Source organism: Streptococcus sp. KHUD_016, from assembly GCF_051106465.1.
Taxonomy (GTDB): domain Bacteria; phylum Bacillota; class Bacilli; order Lactobacillales; family Streptococcaceae; genus Streptococcus.
Window position 1 is genome coordinate 293,476 of record NZ_CP193663.1, and the last position, 18,527, is coordinate 312,002.

Genomic DNA, 18,527 nt, shown 5'->3' on the forward strand with positions numbered 1-18,527 from the left:
ATTCCTTAAAAACTTCATTTTCAATGATTCTATTTCTTGAAAATGTACGATAGATACCCTAGAAAGGGGTGAGGCCTGTGTTGAATCTAACAGACTTTGAAAAGAAGATGATAAAAGGCTTATTTAAAAAAGAAAAACCAGAAATTATACGTAGAGTAGCGAGTTAGCTAGTCTAAAATTTTTAAAACAAAGGTCAAAGATAGTCAATATCAGAGATCGTACTTAATTAACAATAAACGAGGTAAAGAATATGAACAACAACTTTAATAACTTTAACAACATGGATGATTTATTTAACCAATTGATGGGTGGTATGCGAGGATATAGTTCTGAAAATCGTCGCTACTTGATTAATGGACGTGAAGTGACACCTGAGGAATTTGCTCACTATCGTGCAACTGGTCAATTGCCAGGAAATGCAGAATCTGATGTGCAAATGCAACAACACGCTTCAGGTATGAAACAAGACGGTGTCCTTGCTAAACTAGGTCGTAACTTGACCGCAGAAGCTCGTGAGGGCAAGTTGGATCCTGTTATCGGACGAAACAAGGAAATTCAAGAAACATCTGAAATCCTCTCACGTCGTACGAAAAATAATCCTGTTCTGGTCGGAGATGCAGGTGTTGGTAAGACAGCCGTTGTAGAAGGTCTAGCACAAGCGATTGTGAATGGAGATGTTCCGGCTGCCATCAAGAACAAGGAAATTATTTCTATTGATATCTCAGGTCTTGAGGCTGGTACTCAATACCGTGGTAGCTTTGAAGAAAACGTTCAAAATCTAGTCAATGAAGTAAAAGAAGCAGGGAATATTATCCTCTTCTTTGATGAAATTCACCAAATCCTTGGCGCTGGCTCAATCGGAGGAGACAGTGGTTCTAAAGGGCTTGCGGACATTCTCAAGCCAGCTCTCTCTCGTGGTGAATTGACCGTTATTGGAGCGACAACTCAAGACGAATACCGTAACACCATCTTGAAAAATGCAGCTCTTGCTCGTCGTTTCAACGAAGTCAAGGTCAATGCTCCTTCAGCAGAGGATACCTTTAAAATCCTTCAAGGGATTCGTGACCTCTATCAACAACACCACAATGTCATCTTGCCAGACGAAGTCTTGAAAGCAGCAGTGGATTATTCTATCCAATACATTCCTCAACGTAGCTTGCCAGATAAGGCTATTGACCTTGTAGACGTAACGGCTGCTCACTTGGCAGCTCAACATCCTGTAACAGATGTGCATGCTGTTGAACGGGAAATTGAGGCAGAAAAAGACAAGCAAGAAAAAGCAGTTGAGGCAGAAGACTTTGAAGCAGCTCTCAATGCTAAAACTCGCATTGCAGAATTAGAGAAAAAAGTCGAAAACCACACAGAAGACATGAAAGTGACTGCCACTGTCAATGATGTGGCTGAGTCTGTGGAACGAATGACAGGTATCCCAGTGTCACAAATGGGAGCGTCAGACATCGAACGTTTGAAAGATATGGCTCATCGCTTGGAACACAAGGTTATCGGCCAAGACAAGGCGGTTGAAGCAGTGGCTCGTGCTATTCGTCGTAACCGTGCTGGTTTTGATGAAGGCAATCGCCCAATCGGTAGCTTCCTCTTTGTAGGTCCAACTGGGGTTGGTAAGACCGAGCTCGCTAAGCAATTGGCACTGGATATGTTTGGAACTAAGGATGCTATCATTCGTTTGGATATGTCTGAATACAGTGACCGCACAGCTGTATCTAAGTTAATCGGTACAACAGCAGGTTATGTGGGTTATGATGACAATAGCAATACTTTGACAGAACGTGTTCGTCGTAATCCTTACTCTATCATTCTCTTGGACGAAATTGAAAAGGCGGATCCTCAAGTAATCACCCTTCTCCTTCAGGTCTTGGATGACGGTCGTTTGACTGATGGTCAAGGAAATACAGTGAACTTCAAGAACACGGTCATTATCGCGACATCAAATGCTGGATTTGGCTATGAAGCTAACTTGACAGAAGATGCAGATAAACCAGAATTAATGGATCGTTTGAAACCATACTTCCGTCCAGAATTCCTTAACCGCTTTAACGCAGTTATCGAGTTCTCACACTTGAATAAGGAAGACCTTTCTAAGATTGTGGACTTGATGTTGGCTGAAGTCAACCAAACCTTGGCTAAGAAAGACATTGATTTGGAAGTCAGCCAAGCAGCTAAGGACTTTATCACAGAAGAAGGCTATGACGAAGTTATGGGTGTTCGTCCTCTCCGTCGCGTGGTTGAACAACAAATTCGTGATAAGGTGACGGACTTCCACTTGGATCATCTAGATGCTAAACATTTGGAAGCAGATATGGAAGATGGCGTTTTGGTTATTCGTGAAAAAGCCTAACTCAAGATTTTGAGAATAAAAAAAGAAGGAACTAGCTAAAAGCTGGTTCCTTTTTGTGTTTAGATGACATGGCGCTCAAAGGCATCATCTGAGATTCCTTGTTCCAGGATGAGTTTTGCCCATTCTTTAGCAGAAAAGAGGCTGTGGTCCTTGTAGTTTCCGCAAGATTCGATGGTTGTTCCAGGGACATCTTCCCAAGTAGTGGTTTCAGCAATTTCCTTGAGCGAATCCTTGATAACAGCTGCAATTTCAGCACTGGTATGGCGACCCCACATAATCATGTGGAAGCCTGTGCGACAACCAAATGGTGAACAGTCAATCATGCCGTCAATGCGGGTACGGATGAGTTTGGCTAAGAGGTGCTCAATGGTGTGAAGCCCTGCTGTAGGGATTGAGTCTTCGTTTGGTTGTACCAAGCGGATATCAAAGTTGGAGATGACATCTCCCTTTGGTCCGGTTTCTTCCCCAATCAAGCGAACATATGGTGCTTTAACAATAGTGTGGTCAAGTTCAAAACTTTCAACAATAACTTCTTTTGGCATGGTAAATCCTTTCAGTTTTCTTCTTTCATTATATCATAAAGGGTGCTGTTGATGGAGTTTGATAAATGACTTTTTTGGTACTAGAATGATAATAAAGTCTCTATACATAAACCTCAGAACTATAAAGAAAGAATGGAGAGAAGAATACCTTGTGAAAGAAAAGTTTAGTTTTTCTAGTGGAACTCAGGTGACTTTTGAAAAGTGGATCAACTTTTTCTGAGATTTCTGTTTAATCTCTGAACTAATTCTGAACTAGATTGGGTATACTGGAGAAAATAAAGATAAAGGAGTTCAGTATGGAACATATTGTAAAAATTGATCGTGTTTCTAAAAAATATGGAGACAAGCAAATTTTAAAGAATATTTCTTTTACAGCTAGGAGTGGTCGCATTACGGCTTTTCTAGGACATAATGGTGCAGGAAAAAGCTCGACCTTGAGGATTCTCTTGGGCTTAGATCGGGCGACAGCAGGAACTGCGACTTTTGATGGACAAACCTATCAGTCAATGATTTATCCTCTCAAAACAGTAGGTGCAGCTTTTGACGGTATTGGGGGTCTACCAAATCGAAAGGTCTATGACCACTTGAGGATTATTGCGGCGAGTAATGCTATTCCCAAGTCTCGGATCGATGAGGTTTTGGAGATGACTGGAATCGCTCATAAGAGGAAGGACCTCTTGTCAAGCCTGTCTCTGGGGGAAGGTCAACGCTTGGGTTTGGCAGCAGCTTTGTTGGGTGATCCTCAGTTTCTTATATTAGATGAGCCGACTAATGGGCTGGATCCAAGTGGGATTAAGTGGTTTAGAAAGTTCATCCGTCAGCAGGCTGATTTAGGGAAAACCGTCCTTCTATCCTCTCATATCCTGTCTGAGGTACAAATGGTAACAGATGATGTAGTCTTGATTCATCATGGGCAAATTATCGAACAGGGAACGCTAGACGATGTATTACAAGGAACAGATAGTTTAGAAGAGCTCTTCTTCGACTTAACAGAGGAGGTTTAAGATGAAAGAGACGATGTCTTTATTGCATTCAGAGTGGTTGAAAATCCAATCAACCAAGGCTTTCAGGGTAAGTGTGGTCTTTATGCTGTTATTGGTACCTGTTGTGTCATGGCTAGAGGGACGTCAGTATCTGTCTATCGGTTTAGATGCGACCCCTGAGACGGTTCCCGGTCTGGCAGAAGCTATTGATCCGCTTGAATATCTAGGTCTTAATGGCGCTTCTATGGGTGGTATGGTTTTAGTCATCTTAGCTGGAATTTTGGGAGCAACGGAATTTCAGTCTCATAGCTTGCGAACCAGTCTATTGGCTTGTAATAATCGCTTGAAGCTACTTATGGGGAAAATATTGACCTTTGGTTTGTTTTCACTCATCATTAGCTTGTTATCCATTTATTTGAGCTATATTGTCATGCACTTGGCTTTAGGAAAAGAAGGGCTACATCCAATTATACTTAATCAAGCTGCTTGGAGTCATCTTTTATGGAAGGCACTAGCTACTGCATTGCTAGGTCTCTTGTCCTTTTTATTGGGATTGCTTGGGCGGACGATGTTGCTTCCCTTACTCTTTCTTGTGCCCCAGCTCTATAATCTGGGAAACTACCTGGCAGCTCATACGAGTTGGGGTGCTTATCTGCCACAGCCCGCAGGAGAGTTATTTGTTGCAACGCCGACTTCCCAATATGCCAACAATCCCTTGCAAGGACTCTTGATACTAAGCGTATGGTTGCTAATCATCGGCGTCATGGCCTCTCTGCGCTTTTTGAAGACGGATTTAGGAGGACGCTACTGATGATAAAAGCTCTGCTTAAAAGTGAATGGATTAAGTTCCGTTCTTACTATCTCGCTCTTGGTGCAGCCTTGGTGGCTCTGGTAATCGTTCCATTTTTTCTAATGAATCTTGACTACAGTCAGACAGCAGTTGGCCAGACAAAGGCTCTGAGTGAAGCTTTGCATGCTCTCTATCTGGCGCAGCCTGTCATCGTCATCTTTACTTCCCTCTATTTTGCCCAGGAGTTTGTCAAGTCTGGGATGCGAACGAATTTTCTAACCGTATCAAATAGAAAGGCTTGGTTGGCTGGGAAATTCCTTTTTCTGGCCGTTCTGCTCTTGGTTCTCTACAGTGTCATGATAGGCAGCTGTTTCTTTGTTATGCTGGCTCGATTTGACCTAGACTTTAGCTGGCCCTTGCTGGGGAAATTCCTCTATTACAGCTCTTTTGGTCTTCTCAGCAATCTTTTTCTGGCTTTTTTAACTGCCGGCCTCGCTTTGCTCTTTCAATCTTGGGTTGTGCCGGTCTCTGTGCTCTTTCCTCTCTTGATTGGTCTCAGTCGTTTGTTGGCAACTTTCATCAAGGAAGCAAAATACCTGCCCGATCTGGCTACCCTAAATCTTTTTGAGTATGAAGGACTTCAGCATTCGATAGATCTATCAGGGTTGGGAATACAGCTGTTCTGGCTAGCTTTGATTTGGAGCTCTGCTATATTCTTGACCTTGAAACGAGATGTTCGCTAGAGGTATGCTATAATGGAAATCATGAGACAGTATCGTATTTTGGTGGTTGATGACGACCGGAGCATTTTAAAGCTAGTGAAAAACGTCCTAGAGCTCGATGCTTATGACGTGACGACGCTTGATCGGATAGAAGAGCTAGAGTTGACGGATTTTGTAGGATATAATTTGATTCTGCTGGATGTGATGATGGAGCCTGTTAATGGTTTTGAGTTGTGTTCCTACATTCGTCCTCATCTTTCGTGTCCAATCATCTTTCTGACGGCTAAGGAGTTAGAGGCGGACAAGGTGGAAGGGCTCTTTCGCGGAGCAGATGACTATATTATCAAGCCTTTTGGGACCAAAGAATTGCTGGCGCGTGTCAGGGCTCATCTTAGGCGGGAGGAAAGACGTGAGGAGCGCTATTCTGAAATTGCTTCTTGTCAATTTTATCCAGAGCGCTATGAAGTTGCCTATTTTGGTAAAGTCTTGAAATTTTCAGAGCGAGAGTTTAAGTTGCTGTATTTACTAGCTAGCAATCCCAAGCAGACCTTTTCAGCTGAACGCCTGCATACTTTACTTTACCCAGAAAGCTCAGAAACACAGCTTCGCTCCATCTCAGAGTATGTATATCAAATTCGCCAAAAATGCAAACAAGAAGGGTTGCAAGCAATTGCAACAGTTAGAGGAGTAGGCTATAGATGGCAATTAGAACCCGAAATTTCAAAAGCCTAGTCTGGACAACTAGCTTGAAAATCGTCTTTTTCCATGTTTTGATTTTTGTGCTTATAGGTTATGAATTTACGCAAGGAAGTGATCACGTTCTTTTCGCCTTGTTTTTCTGGGCAGGGAGTTTGCTGCTGATTACTTTTTATCATATTTTGAAATTGCTCCGAAAAATTGACAGGGAAATAAAAATGCTAAAGAGCGAGAAGCTTTTAGAAGAAAATCAAAGCCAGCTTTTTCGGATTGAGGAAATGCTAGAAGTCTACAGCGATTTACGGAGCAGCCACCAAGAAAATACTCGTCTTCTAGAAAGAGAGCAGCAGCATAATCAGGAGTTGATTTTACAGCTATCAGCGACATCGCACGATTTGAAGACGCCCCTAACTGTGATTAAAGGGAATGCTGAGCTCTTGGAGTTGGCGCAATTGAGCCAGCCGCAGGCAGACTATGCTGCTGAGATTTTGCAGGCCAGTCACAAGATGGAAGAGTATTGTGGCTCTTTGATTGATTACGCTAAGACTTTTCAGATTGATTCTAATCAGTTCAGTCAGCTTTCCTTGGAGGACTTTTTGGCTGATTTAAAGGACGACTGGGCACTGTTCAGCAAACAGGAAAACTATCGTTTCTACCTCCAAGAAGATTGTGATCTTAGTCTGATTTTGTCAATTCATTTGGACTATCTCAAACGAGCTTTGCTCAATATTTTACTGAATGCGCTTGAACATGCTAATCAGGATCAAAAGGAAGTGAAGCTGACGATATCAGTACAGCAGGACCAGTTGGTTTTTGCTATCTGGAACAATGGACCTGCATTTTCAGAGGAGATGCTGCTGGGAGCGGAACAGCTCTTTTATCAGAGTGACCAAAGCCGCAATTCAGCTAATCCCCATCATGGAATCGGCTTAGCCTTTTCTAAGCAGGTGGCTCTCTTGCATGGTGGTCGTTTGACCCTGATCAATCTAGACCAAGGAGGAGCCTCTGTCGAGTTGACAATTTCATTGAAATAAATGAGAATGGAAAATCATAAAAACGCATAATACCAAGTGTCCAAAAGACTTGATATTATGCGTTTGATTTTTTTTATTATGTAAAGATTTACTGGATTTTTCTCTCAAATGGAGTTTTTGTCCAGCCTTGTTTATTTATTTGCGATACAAGCGATCGTATTGGTAGTAAGGGTCAAAGGTTACGTTGATACCTAGTTTGCGAAGGACATTCTTGTCTTCATCGGTCAAAATGATGGTTGAGTGGGCTTCGCTTCCTTTGAGATTCCCAAGTTCCTCCATGGCACGCGCAGCGTCAGGATTTTCCATAGCTGTGATTGCAAGTGCAATCAGGATTTCATTTGAGTGGAGGCGAGGATTGCGACTACCGAGATGATTGATTTTAAGACCTTGAATTGGTTTGACGACTTCAGGTTCGATTAATTTTACTTCCTTAGCGATGTTAGCTGATTTTTTGATGGCATTGATCAAGGCTGCAGCTGTAGGACCAAAGAGTTCAGAGTTCTTGCCAGTGACGATTTCCCCATTTGGCAATTCGAGAGCAAGGGCAGGCCCACCAGTTTCTTCTGCTTTTTGGCGTGCAGCGACAGCAACCTTACGGTCTGCAGGTGTGATACCGAGGTCGTTCATGAGAAGTTCAATTTTCTTGACAGCAGTTTCTCCGACTTTTTCAGCTTTAAAATCAAGAACAGTCTGGTAGTAGCGACGGATGATTTCTTGTTTAGAAGCTTCGATAGCAGATTCATTATCAGTAATAGCGAAGCCAACCATGTTGACACCCATGTCTGTTGGTGAAGCGTATGGAGATTCACCTAGGATACGTTCCAACATACGCTTGAGCACTGGGAAAATTTCGATATCACGGTTGTAATTGACAGTGGTTTCTCCGTAGGTTTGGAGATGGAAAGGGTCAATCATATTAACATCATCAAGGTCTGCGGTTGCAGCCTCGTAGGCCAAGTTGACTGGATGATGAAGGGGTAGGTTCCAAACTGGGAAGGTTTCAAACTTAGCGTAACCAGACTTGATGCCATTGAGTTGGTCATGGTACATATTGGACATACAAGTTGCCAATTTTCCAGAACCAGGTCCAGGAGCTGTCACGACGATCAAGTTACGACTGGTTTTGATGTAGTCGTTTTTCCCCATACCTTCAGGAGAAATGATGTGGTCCATATCGGTCGGATATCCTTTGATCGGATAATGAAGATAAGAATCAATCCCGTTTTTATCTAACTGGTTGCGGAAGGCATCTGCAGCGGGTTGTCCAGCGTATTGTGTGATGACAACCGAACCAACAAAAATTCCCAGCTCATTGAATTTGTCAATCAAACGAAGAACTTCTTGGTCATAAGAAATGCCTAGGTCACCACGCGCTTTAGAATGTTCGATATTGCTTGCGTTAATGGCGATCACAACTTCAACCTTCTCTTTCAATTCTTGCAAGAGCTTGATTTTATTGTCAGGCTCATAACCAGGAAGAACGCGAGCAGCGTGGAAATCTTCTAACATTTTGCCACCAAACTCCAAGTAGAGCTTGCCGTCAAATTGGTTAATGCGCTCCAAAATGTGGTCGCGCTGTAGATTCAAATATTGTTCAGAACTAAAAGCTTGTTTTTTCATTTTTTTACCTCTGACCTCTATTATAATAAAAAATTGGAAGATAGGAAACTACGGAGTCAAAAAAGAAATCAAAAAGATTAGGCAAACGCTTGCACTAAGTTTGAAAAAGCGCTATCATAGACTATAGATTATTAAAATAATGAGGTAAGAAGATGCAAGAAAAATGGTGGCACAATGCCGTAGTCTATCAAGTCTATCCCAAGAGTTTTATGGACAGCAACGGAGATGGAATTGGCGATTTGCCAGGAATTACTAGTAAGTTAGACTATCTAGCTAAGTTAGGAATCACAGCGATTTGGCTTTCTCCTGTTTATGATAGTCCTATGGATGATAATGGTTATGATATTGCTGATTATCAAGCGATTGCAGCTATTTTCGGAACCATGGAGGACATGGATGAACTCATCGCAGAAGCTAAGAAGCGTGATATTCGAATTATCATGGACTTGGTAGTCAATCATACCTCAGATGAACACGCATGGTTTGTCAAGGCTTGTGAGAATCCTGATAGCCCTGAGCGTGACTACTATATCTGGCGAGATGAGCCCAATGATTTGGAGTCTATCTTTAGTGGGTCTGCTTGGGAATACGATGAAAAGTCGGGTCAATACTATCTCCACTTTTTCAGTAAGAAACAGCCGGATCTCAACTGGGAGAATGAAAAACTTCGTCAGAAAATCTATGAGATGATGAACTTCTGGATTGATAAAGGTATTGGTGGTTTCCGTATGGATGTCATTGACATGATTGGGAAAATTCCTGATGAGAAGGTAGTGAATAATGGTCCTATGCTCCATCCCTATCTCAAGGAAATGAATCAGGCGACCTTTGGCGACAAAGATCTTTTGACAGTAGGGGAAACATGGGGGGCAACGCCAGAGATTGCCAAATTCTACTCTGATCCAAAGGGACAAGAATTGTCTATGGTCTTCCAGTTTGAACACATCTGTCTTCAATATCAAGAAGGGCAACCTAAGTGGCACTACCAAAAAGAGTTAAATGTAGGGAAGTTGAAAGAAATCTTCAACAAATGGCAGACAGAGTTAGGAGTTGAAGACGGCTGGAATTCCCTCTTCTGGAACAATCATGACCTTCCTCGCATCGTCTCTATCTGGGGAAATGAGCAAGAATACCGTGAAAAATCTGCTAAAGCCTTTGCGATTTTGCTTCATCTCATGAGAGGGACGCCTTATATCTATCAGGGTGAAGAGATTGGAATGACCAACTATCCTTTTGAAACACTGGACCAAGTAGAAGATATTGAATCCCTCAACTATGCGCGTGAAGCTCTTGAAAAAGGTGTTCCGCTCGAGGAAATTATGGACAGTATCCGTGTCATCGGACGTGATAATGCCCGTACCCCGATGCAATGGGACGAGAGCAACAACGCTGGCTTCTCAACAGGTCAACCTTGGTTGGCAGTTAATCCAAACTATCAAGAAATCAACGTTCAAGAAGCACTAGCAAACCCAGATTCGATTTTCTATACTTATCAAAAACTCGTGCAAATCCGTAAGGAGAACAGCTGGCTGATTCGAGCTGACTTTGAATTGCTTGATACAGCTGACAAGATCTTTGCTTATATCCGTAAGGACGGTGACCGTCGTTTCCTAGTTGTGGCTAACTTGTCCAATGAAAAACAAAACTTTTCAGTAGAAGGAAGAGTTAAGTCAATCTTGATTGAAAACACTACTGCTAAAGAAGCAGTTGAAAAACAAACCTTGGCTCCATGGGATGCCTTCTGTGTGGAACTAACGGATTAAAATAAGTGAACCTCAAGCCTTTGATGCTTGGGGTTCTTTTACTAAAAAATATATAGAAAAGCCTCTAAAAAATATTTGTTAGAATTTTCTAAAAAATCTGGCTAAAGTCCTTGCTTTTATGAAAAAATAGGGTATAATGGTGAAAACACTATCTTTAAGGAGATTACTTATGAAATCGAAAAAGTGGCTCTTAGGAGCAGGTGCTGTTTTGAGTGCAGCCATACTGTTAACTGCTTGTGGGCAAAGTGAAAAGAAAGCGGATGCTCCCAAGACTTTCTCTTATGTCTACGCTATGGATCCATCTTCTTTGGATTATAGTGTGACGAGCAAGAGCTCAACCTCTGACGTTATAGCAAACGTTGTTGATGGTCTTTTGGAAAATGATAAGTATGGGAACTTAATTCCATCACTTGCAGAAGACTGGTCTGTTTCAAAGGATGGTTTGACTTACACCTACAAACTTCGTAAGGGTGTAAAATGGTATACTTCTGATGGAGAAGAATACGCTGAAGTTAAGGCCAAAGACTTTGTTACTGGGCTTAAACATGCTGCTGACGGAAAATCAGATGGTCTTTCTTTGATTCAGGATTCTATCAAAGGTTTGGCAGAGTATGTTAGTGGTGAGAGCAATGATTTCTCTACCGTAGGAGTTAAGGCTGTTGATGATTACACGGTAGAATACACGCTCAACAAACCAGAAAGTTTCTGGAACTCTAAGGTCACAACTGCAACCATGCTGCCAGTTAATGAAGAATTTTTGAATTCTAAAGGGAGCGACTACGGTGCACCAACCCCATCAGGTATCCTATATAATGGTCCTTATTTCTTGAAATCATTGACTTCAAAATCAGTCATCGAATATGAAAAGAATCCAAACTACTGGGATAAGGACAATGTCAAGATTGACAATATTAAACTAACTTTCTACGATGGATCAGACCAAGAATCTTTGATTCGTAGCTTTACACAAGGTGCCTATACAACAGCTCGTCTCTTCCCAACAAGTTCAAATTTTGAGTCAACTAAACAAGAGTACGGCGATAAGATTGTTTATAGTCCACAAGAAGCGACAAGCTACTACCTCACTGTTAACGTAAACCGCCAATCTTATAATAAAACAGCCAAAACAGACGAGGCTCAAAAAACTTCAACGAAAGAAGCTCTTCTCAACAAGAACTTCCGTCAGGCGCTGAACTTTGCTCTTGACCGTCATTCTTATACTGCTCAGTTGAATGGTGAAGAAGGTGCGAACAAGATTATCCGTAACAGCCTAGTGCCTCATGACTACGTTCAAGTGGGTGAAAAAACCTTTGGAGAGTTGGCACAGGCAGAGCTCGTTTCATATGGAGACCAGTGGAAAGATGTAGCCCTTACAGATGGCAAGGATACGATTTACAGTCCTGAAAAAGCTAAGGCAGCCTTTGCTAAAGCCAAGGAAGAATTGCAAGCCAAGGGTGTTACCTTCCCAATCCATTTGGATATCCCCGTTGAACAAACAGATGTAATCGCGGTTCAACAAACCAACTCACTCAAGCAGTCTATCGAATCATCACTTGGTACTGAAAATGTCATTGTTGATGTCCTTCAAATGACCGATAATGAGAAAATAAGCATTACGTCTCAAGCCAAGGTTCCATCCCAAAAAGACTATGACTTGAACGGAACTGGTTGGGGACCAGACTATCAAGACCCAGCTACCTACCTCAACATCCTTGATGCTAAGAAGGGTTCTGCCCTTAAACACTTGGGGATCACTCGTGGAAAAGATCCAGAAGTGATGGCTCAAGTCGGTCTAGACGAATACAAGAAACTCTTGGATGATGCCGCAGCTGAAACAAGCGACCTTAATAAGCGTTACGAAAAATACGCTAAAGCGCAAGCTTGGGTATCTGATAGTTCGCTTTTGATCCCAGTTGCTTCTTCAGGTGGTTCTCCAACTGTTAGCCGTACTGTACCATTCACAAAAGCATACTCTCAAGTCGGAATCAAGGGAGACCCATTTGTGTTCAAAGGTTTGGAATTGCAAAATGATGTTGTGACTGCAAAAGAATACGAAGAAGCCTTCAAGAAATGGCAACAAGAAAAAATCGAAACAAATGCCAAATACCAAAAAGAACTTGAAAAACACGTCAAGTAATCTATAAACAGAAAAGGAAGTTGCAGGAAACTGTGCTTCCTTTTTTTGTTTTGAGACACCAGTTGTCATAAAAGTAGTAACTTTACATTTTTGAATAAATTTGATAAAATATAGTTATGTTATAAAAAGTGACATAAAGGAGCGAATGATGATCAAACTGAAAAAAAGACTAATCGGGACAGGTCTCGTCTTAGCGACAGGGATTTTACTGACAGCTTGTGGACAGTCAAATACTGATACAAGCACTTTCTCATCAACATTTAGTGCAAATCCGACGACGTTTAACTATCTTTTAGACTATTATGCAGATAACACTGCCGTTATTACCAATCTTGTAGATGGTTTGTTAGAAAATGATAGCTATGGGAATCTAACGCCAGCTCTAGCTGAAGATTGGTCAGTTTCGGCGGATGGTTTAACCTATACCTATAAACTCAGAAAAGATGCCAAGTGGTATACAGCTGACGGTGAGGAATATGCTTCAGTCAAAGCTCAGGATTTTGTCACTGGGATCAAATATGCCGCGGACAACAAGGGGCAAGCCATGGATCTGATCCAAAATTCAATCAAGGGATTGAATGACTATGTGACGGGTGTGACCAATGACTTTTCAACTGTCGGTGTCAAAGCCTTGGATGATTACACAGTCGAGTACACTTTGACTCGACCAGAACCGTATTGGAATTCAAAGACAACCAATAGTATTCTTTTCCCAGTCAACGAAGAGTTCTTGAAATCAAAGGATAAAGATTTTGGTACCTTGACACCAGACAGTATCCTTTATAACGGTCCCTATCTGTTAAAAGATTTCACATCAAAATCTTCGATCGAATATGTGAAGAATCCACACTATTATGATCATGATAAAGTAACCATTGAAAAAGTTAAGTTAGCTTACTTTGATGGGTCAGATCAGGAGATGACCATTCGAAACTTTGAAAGTGGTGCTTACTCGATTGCAGGAGTCTATCCAAATAGTTCGAACTATGCTAAGACAAAAGAAAAATACCAAGACAATATCGTCTATAGCTTACAAGATAAGACATCTTGGTACTTTAACTTTAACGTCAACCGCAAAACCTATAATCATACCGCTAAAACAACGGACGAACAAAAGAAATCAGCTCAAACAGCTATCTTAAATAAAAATTTCCGTCAGGCTATCAACTTTGGTATTGATCGAACAGCCTACTCTGCTCAATCTAACGGTGAAGAAGCAGCGAGCAAAACCCTTCGTAATACTCTAGTTCCTCCAATATTTGTCCAGGTGGGAGATAAGACCTTTGGAGAAGTAACAGCTTCTAAGCTTGTGAACTACGGAACTGAGTGGTCAGGTATCAATTTGGCAGATGCTCAAGATGCCTACTTTAACAAGGAAAAGGCCCAAGCAAAATTTGCGGAAGCTAAAAAGGAATTGGAAGCCCAAGGCGTGACTTTCCCAATCCATTTGGATGTCCCTGTTGATCAGACGAATAAAAATGCGGTTTCTGGTATGAACTCGGTTAAACAAACCCTTGAAACAGTACTAGGTTCTGACAATATCGTCATTGATGTTCAACAGCTTTCTACAGATGACTTTGGAAATGTTGCCTTCCTAGCACCAAATCCAGCAGCTCGTGATTACGACCTAAACTTTGATGGTTGGGTTGGTGATTACCAGGATCCATCAACTTATCTAGATCCCTTCAATGCTGAAACTGGTTTCTATCTCAAAATTTTTGGTCTTGATGCCAAGGAAGACCAAGAGCTCATTAAGAGTTTGGGGCTCGATACCTATACACAACTCCTGAAAGAAGCAGATGCAGAGAACAAAGATGTCGCTAAGCGTTATGAAAAATACGCTGAAGCTCAAGCTTGGATGATTGACAATTCTCTGGTCATGTCTGCTATGTCAAATGGCGGTACAGCCTCTGTAACTAAAGTAACTCCGTTTACACGTGCCTACTCCCTAGTAGGTATCAAGGGTGACGGAAATAATTATAAGTACATGAGATTACAAAAAGATCCTGTTACCAAGAAACAATTTGACGAAGCCAAGGCTAAGTGGGAAGAAGAAAGTAAAAAAGCTGTCGAAAAGAGTCAAAAAGAGTTTGAAAACCACGTAAAATAAGATTACAGACAAGGTTGCCCCTGAGCGCCTTGTCTTTTTGTGCAGAATGGCATTCGGAACTTTGCTTATATTTCAGAGCAACTTAAGAGAACAAAAGCGAATGAAAACGCTGAAAATAGCAAGGATGGATGGAATTTCCATCATGATTGTGATATAATATTTATAACTATTAACGTGTATAGGGGATTATCATGAGTAGACGTTCAAAGAGAGCTCGTTCTGGCAACATGAAACGAAATATTAACATAGTCTTATTAACCATTTATCTACTGTTGGGTGGTTTTTTGCTGTTCTTGATTTTTAGACACAACATTTTAGCCTTTAGATACTTGAATATTATTTCTGCAGTTCTCATTTTATTAGCTGCTTTAGTAGGACTACTGCTGATTGTTTATAAAAAAGCTGAGAAGTTTACGGTCTTCTTTTTGACGCTTGCCATCTTAGTTAGTTCAGTTTCTCTCTATGCTTTGCAACAGTTTGTCGGTTTTACCAATCATATCAATTCGACGTCAAATTACTCAGAGTATTCAATCAGTGTGGTCGTTTTGAAAGATAGTGAGATCAATAATGTGACTCAACTGGATACGGTTACGGGGCCAACAGAGACAGACAATGACAATATTCAAAAGTTGTTAGCAGATATTAAGACCAGCCAGAGTAAGGACTTGACAGTTGAGAAAGCGACTTCTTACCTAGCAGCTTATAAGAGTCTGCTTTCTGGTGAAACGAAAGCAATTGTCTTAAATAGTGTCTTTGAAAATATCATTGAAGTAGAGTATCCAGATTATGCTTCAAAAATCAAAAAAATCTATACAAAACAATTAACTAAGGATGTTGCGGCACCAAAGGTATCGAAGAATAAAGCTTTCAATATTTATGTGAGTGGTATTGATACCTATGGTCCGATTAGTTCAGTTTCGCGTTCAGATGTAAATATTTTGATGACAGTGAACCGTGATACCAAAAAAATCCTTCTCACTACAACTCCTCGTGATTCCTATGTTCCGATTGCGGATGGAGGAAACAATCAAAAGGACAAATTGACCCATGCAGGGATTTATGGAGTAGACTCGTCGATTCATACCCTGGAAAACCTATATGGTGTGGATATCAATTACTACGTCCGTTTGAACTTCACTTCTTTCTTGAAGTTGATTGACCTTTTAGGTGGCGTAGATGTTTATAATGACCAAGATTTCACATCTTTACACGGGAAGTTCCATTTCCCAGTTGGGAATGTTCATCTAGACTCTGAGCAGGCTCTTGGTTTTGTCCGTGAGCGCTACTCTCTAGCAGATGGAGATCGTGACCGTGGTCGAAACCAACAAAAGGTTATTGTAGCTATTATTCAGAAGTTGACGTCAACTGAGGCTTTAAAAAACTACGATAACATCATCAAGGGATTGCAAGATTCTCTTCAGACCAATATGCCTTTGGAAACCATGATGGATCTGGTTAATACTCAATTGGAGAGTGGTGGGAACTACAAAGTCAACTCTCAAGACTTGAAAGGAACTGGACGCACGGATCTTCCTTCATACGCTATGCCAGATAGTAACCTCTACATGATGGAAATTGATGAAAGTAGCTTGGCCGCTGCGAAAGCTGCTATCAATGATGTGATGGAGGGCAAGTAGCATGATCGATATTCATTCGCACATCGTTTTTGATGTGGACGATGGTCCAAAGTCGATAGAGGAAAGTAAAAAACTTCTTAGAGAGGCCTACAGTCAAGGAGTGAGGACAATCGTTTCAACTTCGCATAGACGAAAAGGGATGTTCGAAACTCCTGAAGAAAAAATCGCGACTAACTTTCTAAAGGTGCGAGAAATGGCTAAGGAAGTTGCGGATAACTTAATCATTGCCTATGGGGCAGAAATCTACTATACGCCAGATGTTGTTGAGAAGTTAGAAAAGAAATTAATCCCGACTCTCAACGATAGTCGCTATGCTTTGATTGAGTTTAGTATGAATACACCCTATCGGGATATGCATAAGGGGCTGAGTAATATTCTAATGTTAGGCATTACACCCATCATTGCCCACATTGAACGTTACGATGCTTTAGAAAACAATGAGCAGCGCGTGCGAGAGCTGATTGATATGGGATGTTATACTCAAGTCAATAGTTCTCATGTCTTGAAACCTAAACTCTTCGGAGAAACTTATAAATTCATGAAAAAGAGAGCTCAGTATTTCTTGGAACGAGATCTGGTTCACGTGATCGCAAGTGATATGCACAACTTGGATCACAGACCTCCTCATATGGAGGAAGCCTATGATATCATTGCCAAAAAATACAGTGAAGATAAGGCTAAGGAACTTTTTAAGGATAATCCCCGAAAAATAATAATGGATCAATTGATTTAGGAGAAAAAATGAAAGAACAAAATATGATGGAAATCGATGTATTTCACTTACTTAAAATCCTTTGGAAACGAAAATTTTTAATTGCTTTGGTAGCATTCGTGACAGGGACAGTAGCATTTGCCTACAGTAGTTTTATTGTGAAGCCGGAGTTTACGAGTACGACCCGAATTTATGTGGTCAACCGTAATCAGGGAGATAAGCCAGGTTTGACCAACCAAGACTTGCAAGCTGGATCTTACTTGGTAAAAGACTATCGTGAAATCATTCTCTCGCAAGACGTTTTAGAAAAAGTTGCGACTGATTTGAAACTAGATCTCCCTCCAAAAGGTCTAGCTAGTAAAATTAAGGTAACAGTTCCAGTGGATACGCGTATTGTTTCTATCTCTGTGACAGATCGTTTGCCTGAAGAAGCGAGCCGCATCGCTAACTCTTTGAGAGAGGTTGCTGCCCAAAAAATCATCAGTGTCACGCGAGTTTCAGATGTGACAACGCTTGAAGAAGCTCGTCCTGCAACATCCCCATCGTCTCCAAATATCCGTCGCAATACCATGGTTGGATTTCTTGCTGGCGCAGTTGTAATGGTTGTTACGGTTCTCCTAGTTGAGCTCTTAGATACACGAGTGAAACGTCCAGAAGATATCGAAGATGTGATGCAAATTGCGCTATTGGGAGTAGTTCCAAATTTGGATAAATTGAAATAGGAGAGAGAGATGCCAACATTAGAGATTGTACAAAAAAAATTAGATTTGGCAAGAAAAGCTGAAGAATATTATAATGCGCTTCGTACCAATATACAGTTGAGTGGGAATAATTTGAAAGTTATTTCGATCACGTCTGTGAAACCGGGTGAAGGGAAGTCAACTACTTCTACAAATATTGCTTGGGCTTTCGCGCGTGCGGGCTATAAGACGCTGTTAATCGATGCCGATATTCGTAATTCTGTCATGTCAGGTGTTTTTAAATCACGGGAAAAGATTACAGGCCTAACAGAGTTCTTATCTGGGACGACAGACCTATCACAAGGCCTATGTGATACCAATGTTGAAAACTTGTTTGTTATTCAAGCGGGTTCTGTATCACCAAACCCAACAGCTTTGTTACAAAGTGAAAATTTTGCGACCATGATTGACACCTTACGTAAGTACTTTGACTACATCGTTGTAGATACTGCTCCGATTGGAGTTGTTATCGATGCGGCGATTATCACGCAGAAGTGTGACGCTTCTGTTTTAGTAACTGCTGCTGGTGAAACAAATCGTCGTGATGTCCAAAAAGCTAAAGAACAACTCGAACAAACAGGCAAACCATTCTTAGGAATTGTGCTTAATAAACTCAATACTTCAGTTGAAAAATATGGCTCCTATGGAGCATATGGAAACTATGGGAATTATGGCAAAAAATAAT

The 18,527-nt window shown here is 41.2% G+C and carries 15 protein-coding genes; 13 read left to right on the forward strand and 2 right to left on the reverse strand.

The window, feature by feature from the left end; all coding sequences use genetic code 11:
* Nucleotides 1-250: 250 nt before the first annotated feature.
* Complete coding sequence (locus ACORHV_RS01390; RefSeq protein ID WP_001063368.1) at nt 251-2,356, forward strand: ATP-dependent Clp protease ATP-binding subunit; 2,106 nt, start codon at nt 251-253, stop codon at nt 2,354-2,356.
* 59 nt (nt 2,357-2,415) lie between these two features.
* Here ACORHV_RS01390 and ACORHV_RS01395 read toward each other — a convergent pair whose 3' ends face one another.
* A complete protein-coding gene (locus tag ACORHV_RS01395) occupies nt 2,416-2,898 on the reverse strand; it encodes an S-ribosylhomocysteine lyase (protein WP_308697392.1) in 483 nt (160 codons plus the stop codon).
* A gap of 296 nt (nt 2,899-3,194) precedes the next feature.
* Between ACORHV_RS01395 and ACORHV_RS01400 the strand changes: the two genes are divergently transcribed.
* The 5 genes from ACORHV_RS01400 to ACORHV_RS01420 are packed head-to-tail and all read left to right on the forward strand — an operon-like array spanning nt 3,195 to nt 7,123.
* A complete protein-coding gene (locus tag ACORHV_RS01400) occupies nt 3,195-3,902 on the forward strand; it encodes an ABC transporter ATP-binding protein (RefSeq protein ID WP_308697393.1) in 708 nt (235 codons plus the stop codon).
* Nucleotide 3,903: 1 nt separating this feature from the next.
* Nucleotides 3,904-4,692: a lantibiotic ABC transporter permease gene (locus ACORHV_RS01405; protein WP_308697394.1), complete on the forward strand. Its 789-nt coding sequence runs from the start codon at nt 3,904-3,906 to the stop codon at nt 4,690-4,692.
* Nucleotides 4,692-5,414 (forward strand): lantibiotic ABC transporter permease, encoded by a 723-nt coding sequence (locus tag ACORHV_RS01410; RefSeq protein ID WP_434398464.1) that lies wholly within the window; start codon nt 4,692-4,694, stop codon nt 5,412-5,414. Before ACORHV_RS01405 ends, ACORHV_RS01410 begins: the two co-directional genes overlap by 1 nt.
* A 12-nt stretch (nt 5,415-5,426) precedes the next feature.
* Nucleotides 5,427-6,125: a response regulator transcription factor gene (locus ACORHV_RS01415; RefSeq protein ID WP_000404921.1), complete on the forward strand. Its 699-nt coding sequence runs from the start codon at nt 5,427-5,429 to the stop codon at nt 6,123-6,125.
* Nucleotides 6,092-7,123 carry a sensor histidine kinase gene (locus ACORHV_RS01420; RefSeq protein ID WP_001007871.1) on the forward strand — a complete coding sequence of 344 codons (1,032 nt, stop codon included), beginning with the start codon at nt 6,092-6,094 and terminating at the stop codon, nt 7,121-7,123. Before ACORHV_RS01415 ends, ACORHV_RS01420 begins: the two co-directional genes overlap by 34 nt.
* Nucleotides 7,124-7,258: 135 nt before the next feature.
* On the opposite strand, the gene ACORHV_RS01425 is transcribed toward ACORHV_RS01420, so the two are convergent.
* On the reverse strand, nt 7,259-8,743 hold the full coding sequence (locus tag ACORHV_RS01425; protein ID WP_000743564.1) for a DUF1846 domain-containing protein: 1,485 nt from the start codon (nt 8,741-8,743) through the stop codon (nt 7,259-7,261).
* Between the two features lie 152 nt (nt 8,744-8,895).
* Between ACORHV_RS01425 and ACORHV_RS01430 the strand changes: the two genes are divergently transcribed.
* The 7 genes from ACORHV_RS01430 to ACORHV_RS01460 all read left to right on the forward strand — a co-directional run bounded on the left by ACORHV_RS01430 (nt 8,896) and on the right by ACORHV_RS01460 (nt 18,526).
* Entirely contained in the window at nt 8,896-10,506 is a 1,611-nt protein-coding gene (locus tag ACORHV_RS01430; protein ID WP_001156781.1) for a glycoside hydrolase family 13 protein, read from the forward strand.
* 169 nt (nt 10,507-10,675) lie between these two features.
* Nucleotides 10,676-12,643, forward strand: a complete 1,968-nt coding sequence (locus ACORHV_RS01435) for a peptide ABC transporter substrate-binding protein (RefSeq protein ID WP_434398467.1) — start codon at nt 10,676-10,678, stop codon at nt 12,641-12,643.
* Between the two features lie 148 nt (nt 12,644-12,791).
* Nucleotides 12,792-14,753, forward strand: coding sequence for a peptide ABC transporter substrate-binding protein (locus ACORHV_RS01440; protein ID WP_434398469.1), 1,962 nt, complete (start codon nt 12,792-12,794; stop codon nt 14,751-14,753).
* Between the two features lie 191 nt (nt 14,754-14,944).
* Nucleotides 14,945-16,390, forward strand: coding sequence for an LCP family protein (locus ACORHV_RS01445; protein ID WP_125328165.1), 1,446 nt, complete (start codon nt 14,945-14,947; stop codon nt 16,388-16,390).
* Between the two features lies 1 nt (nt 16,391).
* On the forward strand, nt 16,392-17,123 hold the full coding sequence (gene cps4B, locus ACORHV_RS01450; RefSeq protein ID WP_000565332.1) for a capsular polysaccharide biosynthesis protein Cps4B: 732 nt from the start codon (nt 16,392-16,394) through the stop codon (nt 17,121-17,123).
* Between the two features lie 8 nt (nt 17,124-17,131).
* Nucleotides 17,132-17,824, forward strand: coding sequence for a capsular polysaccharide biosynthesis protein CpsC (gene cpsC / locus ACORHV_RS01455; RefSeq protein WP_000664124.1), 693 nt, complete (start codon nt 17,132-17,134; stop codon nt 17,822-17,824).
* A 9-nt stretch (nt 17,825-17,833) separates the two neighbouring features.
* Complete coding sequence (locus ACORHV_RS01460) at nt 17,834-18,526, forward strand: tyrosine-protein kinase (RefSeq protein ID WP_070696695.1); 693 nt, start codon at nt 17,834-17,836, stop codon at nt 18,524-18,526.
* Nucleotide 18,527 lies beyond the last annotated feature (1 nt).

What these genes read in the sequence shown, in the direction of transcription:
- ACORHV_RS01390 (WP_001063368.1), top strand. Translation starts at nt 251, where the DNA reads ATGAACAACAACTTTAATAACTTTAACAACATGGATGATTTATTTAAC.
- ACORHV_RS01395 (WP_308697392.1), bottom strand. Translation starts at nt 2,898, where the DNA reads ATGCCAAAAGAAGTTATTGTTGAAAGTTTTGAACTTGACCACACTATT.
- ACORHV_RS01400 (WP_308697393.1), top strand. Translation starts at nt 3,195, where the DNA reads ATGGAACATATTGTAAAAATTGATCGTGTTTCTAAAAAATATGGAGAC.
- ACORHV_RS01405 (WP_308697394.1), top strand. Translation starts at nt 3,904, where the DNA reads ATGAAAGAGACGATGTCTTTATTGCATTCAGAGTGGTTGAAAATCCAA.
- ACORHV_RS01410 (WP_434398464.1), top strand. Translation starts at nt 4,692, where the DNA reads ATGATAAAAGCTCTGCTTAAAAGTGAATGGATTAAGTTCCGTTCTTAC.
- ACORHV_RS01415 (WP_000404921.1), top strand. Translation starts at nt 5,427, where the DNA reads ATGGAAATCATGAGACAGTATCGTATTTTGGTGGTTGATGACGACCGG.
- ACORHV_RS01420 (WP_001007871.1), top strand. Translation starts at nt 6,092, where the DNA reads ATGGCAATTAGAACCCGAAATTTCAAAAGCCTAGTCTGGACAACTAGC.
- ACORHV_RS01425 (WP_000743564.1), bottom strand. Translation starts at nt 8,743, where the DNA reads ATGAAAAAACAAGCTTTTAGTTCTGAACAATATTTGAATCTACAGCGC.
- ACORHV_RS01430 (WP_001156781.1), top strand. Translation starts at nt 8,896, where the DNA reads ATGCAAGAAAAATGGTGGCACAATGCCGTAGTCTATCAAGTCTATCCC.
- ACORHV_RS01435 (WP_434398467.1), top strand. Translation starts at nt 10,676, where the DNA reads ATGAAATCGAAAAAGTGGCTCTTAGGAGCAGGTGCTGTTTTGAGTGCA.
- ACORHV_RS01440 (WP_434398469.1), top strand. Translation starts at nt 12,792, where the DNA reads ATGATCAAACTGAAAAAAAGACTAATCGGGACAGGTCTCGTCTTAGCG.
- ACORHV_RS01445 (WP_125328165.1), top strand. Translation starts at nt 14,945, where the DNA reads ATGAGTAGACGTTCAAAGAGAGCTCGTTCTGGCAACATGAAACGAAAT.
- cps4B (WP_000565332.1), top strand. Translation starts at nt 16,392, where the DNA reads ATGATCGATATTCATTCGCACATCGTTTTTGATGTGGACGATGGTCCA.
- cpsC (WP_000664124.1), top strand. Translation starts at nt 17,132, where the DNA reads ATGAAAGAACAAAATATGATGGAAATCGATGTATTTCACTTACTTAAA.
- ACORHV_RS01460 (WP_070696695.1), top strand. Translation starts at nt 17,834, where the DNA reads ATGCCAACATTAGAGATTGTACAAAAAAAATTAGATTTGGCAAGAAAA.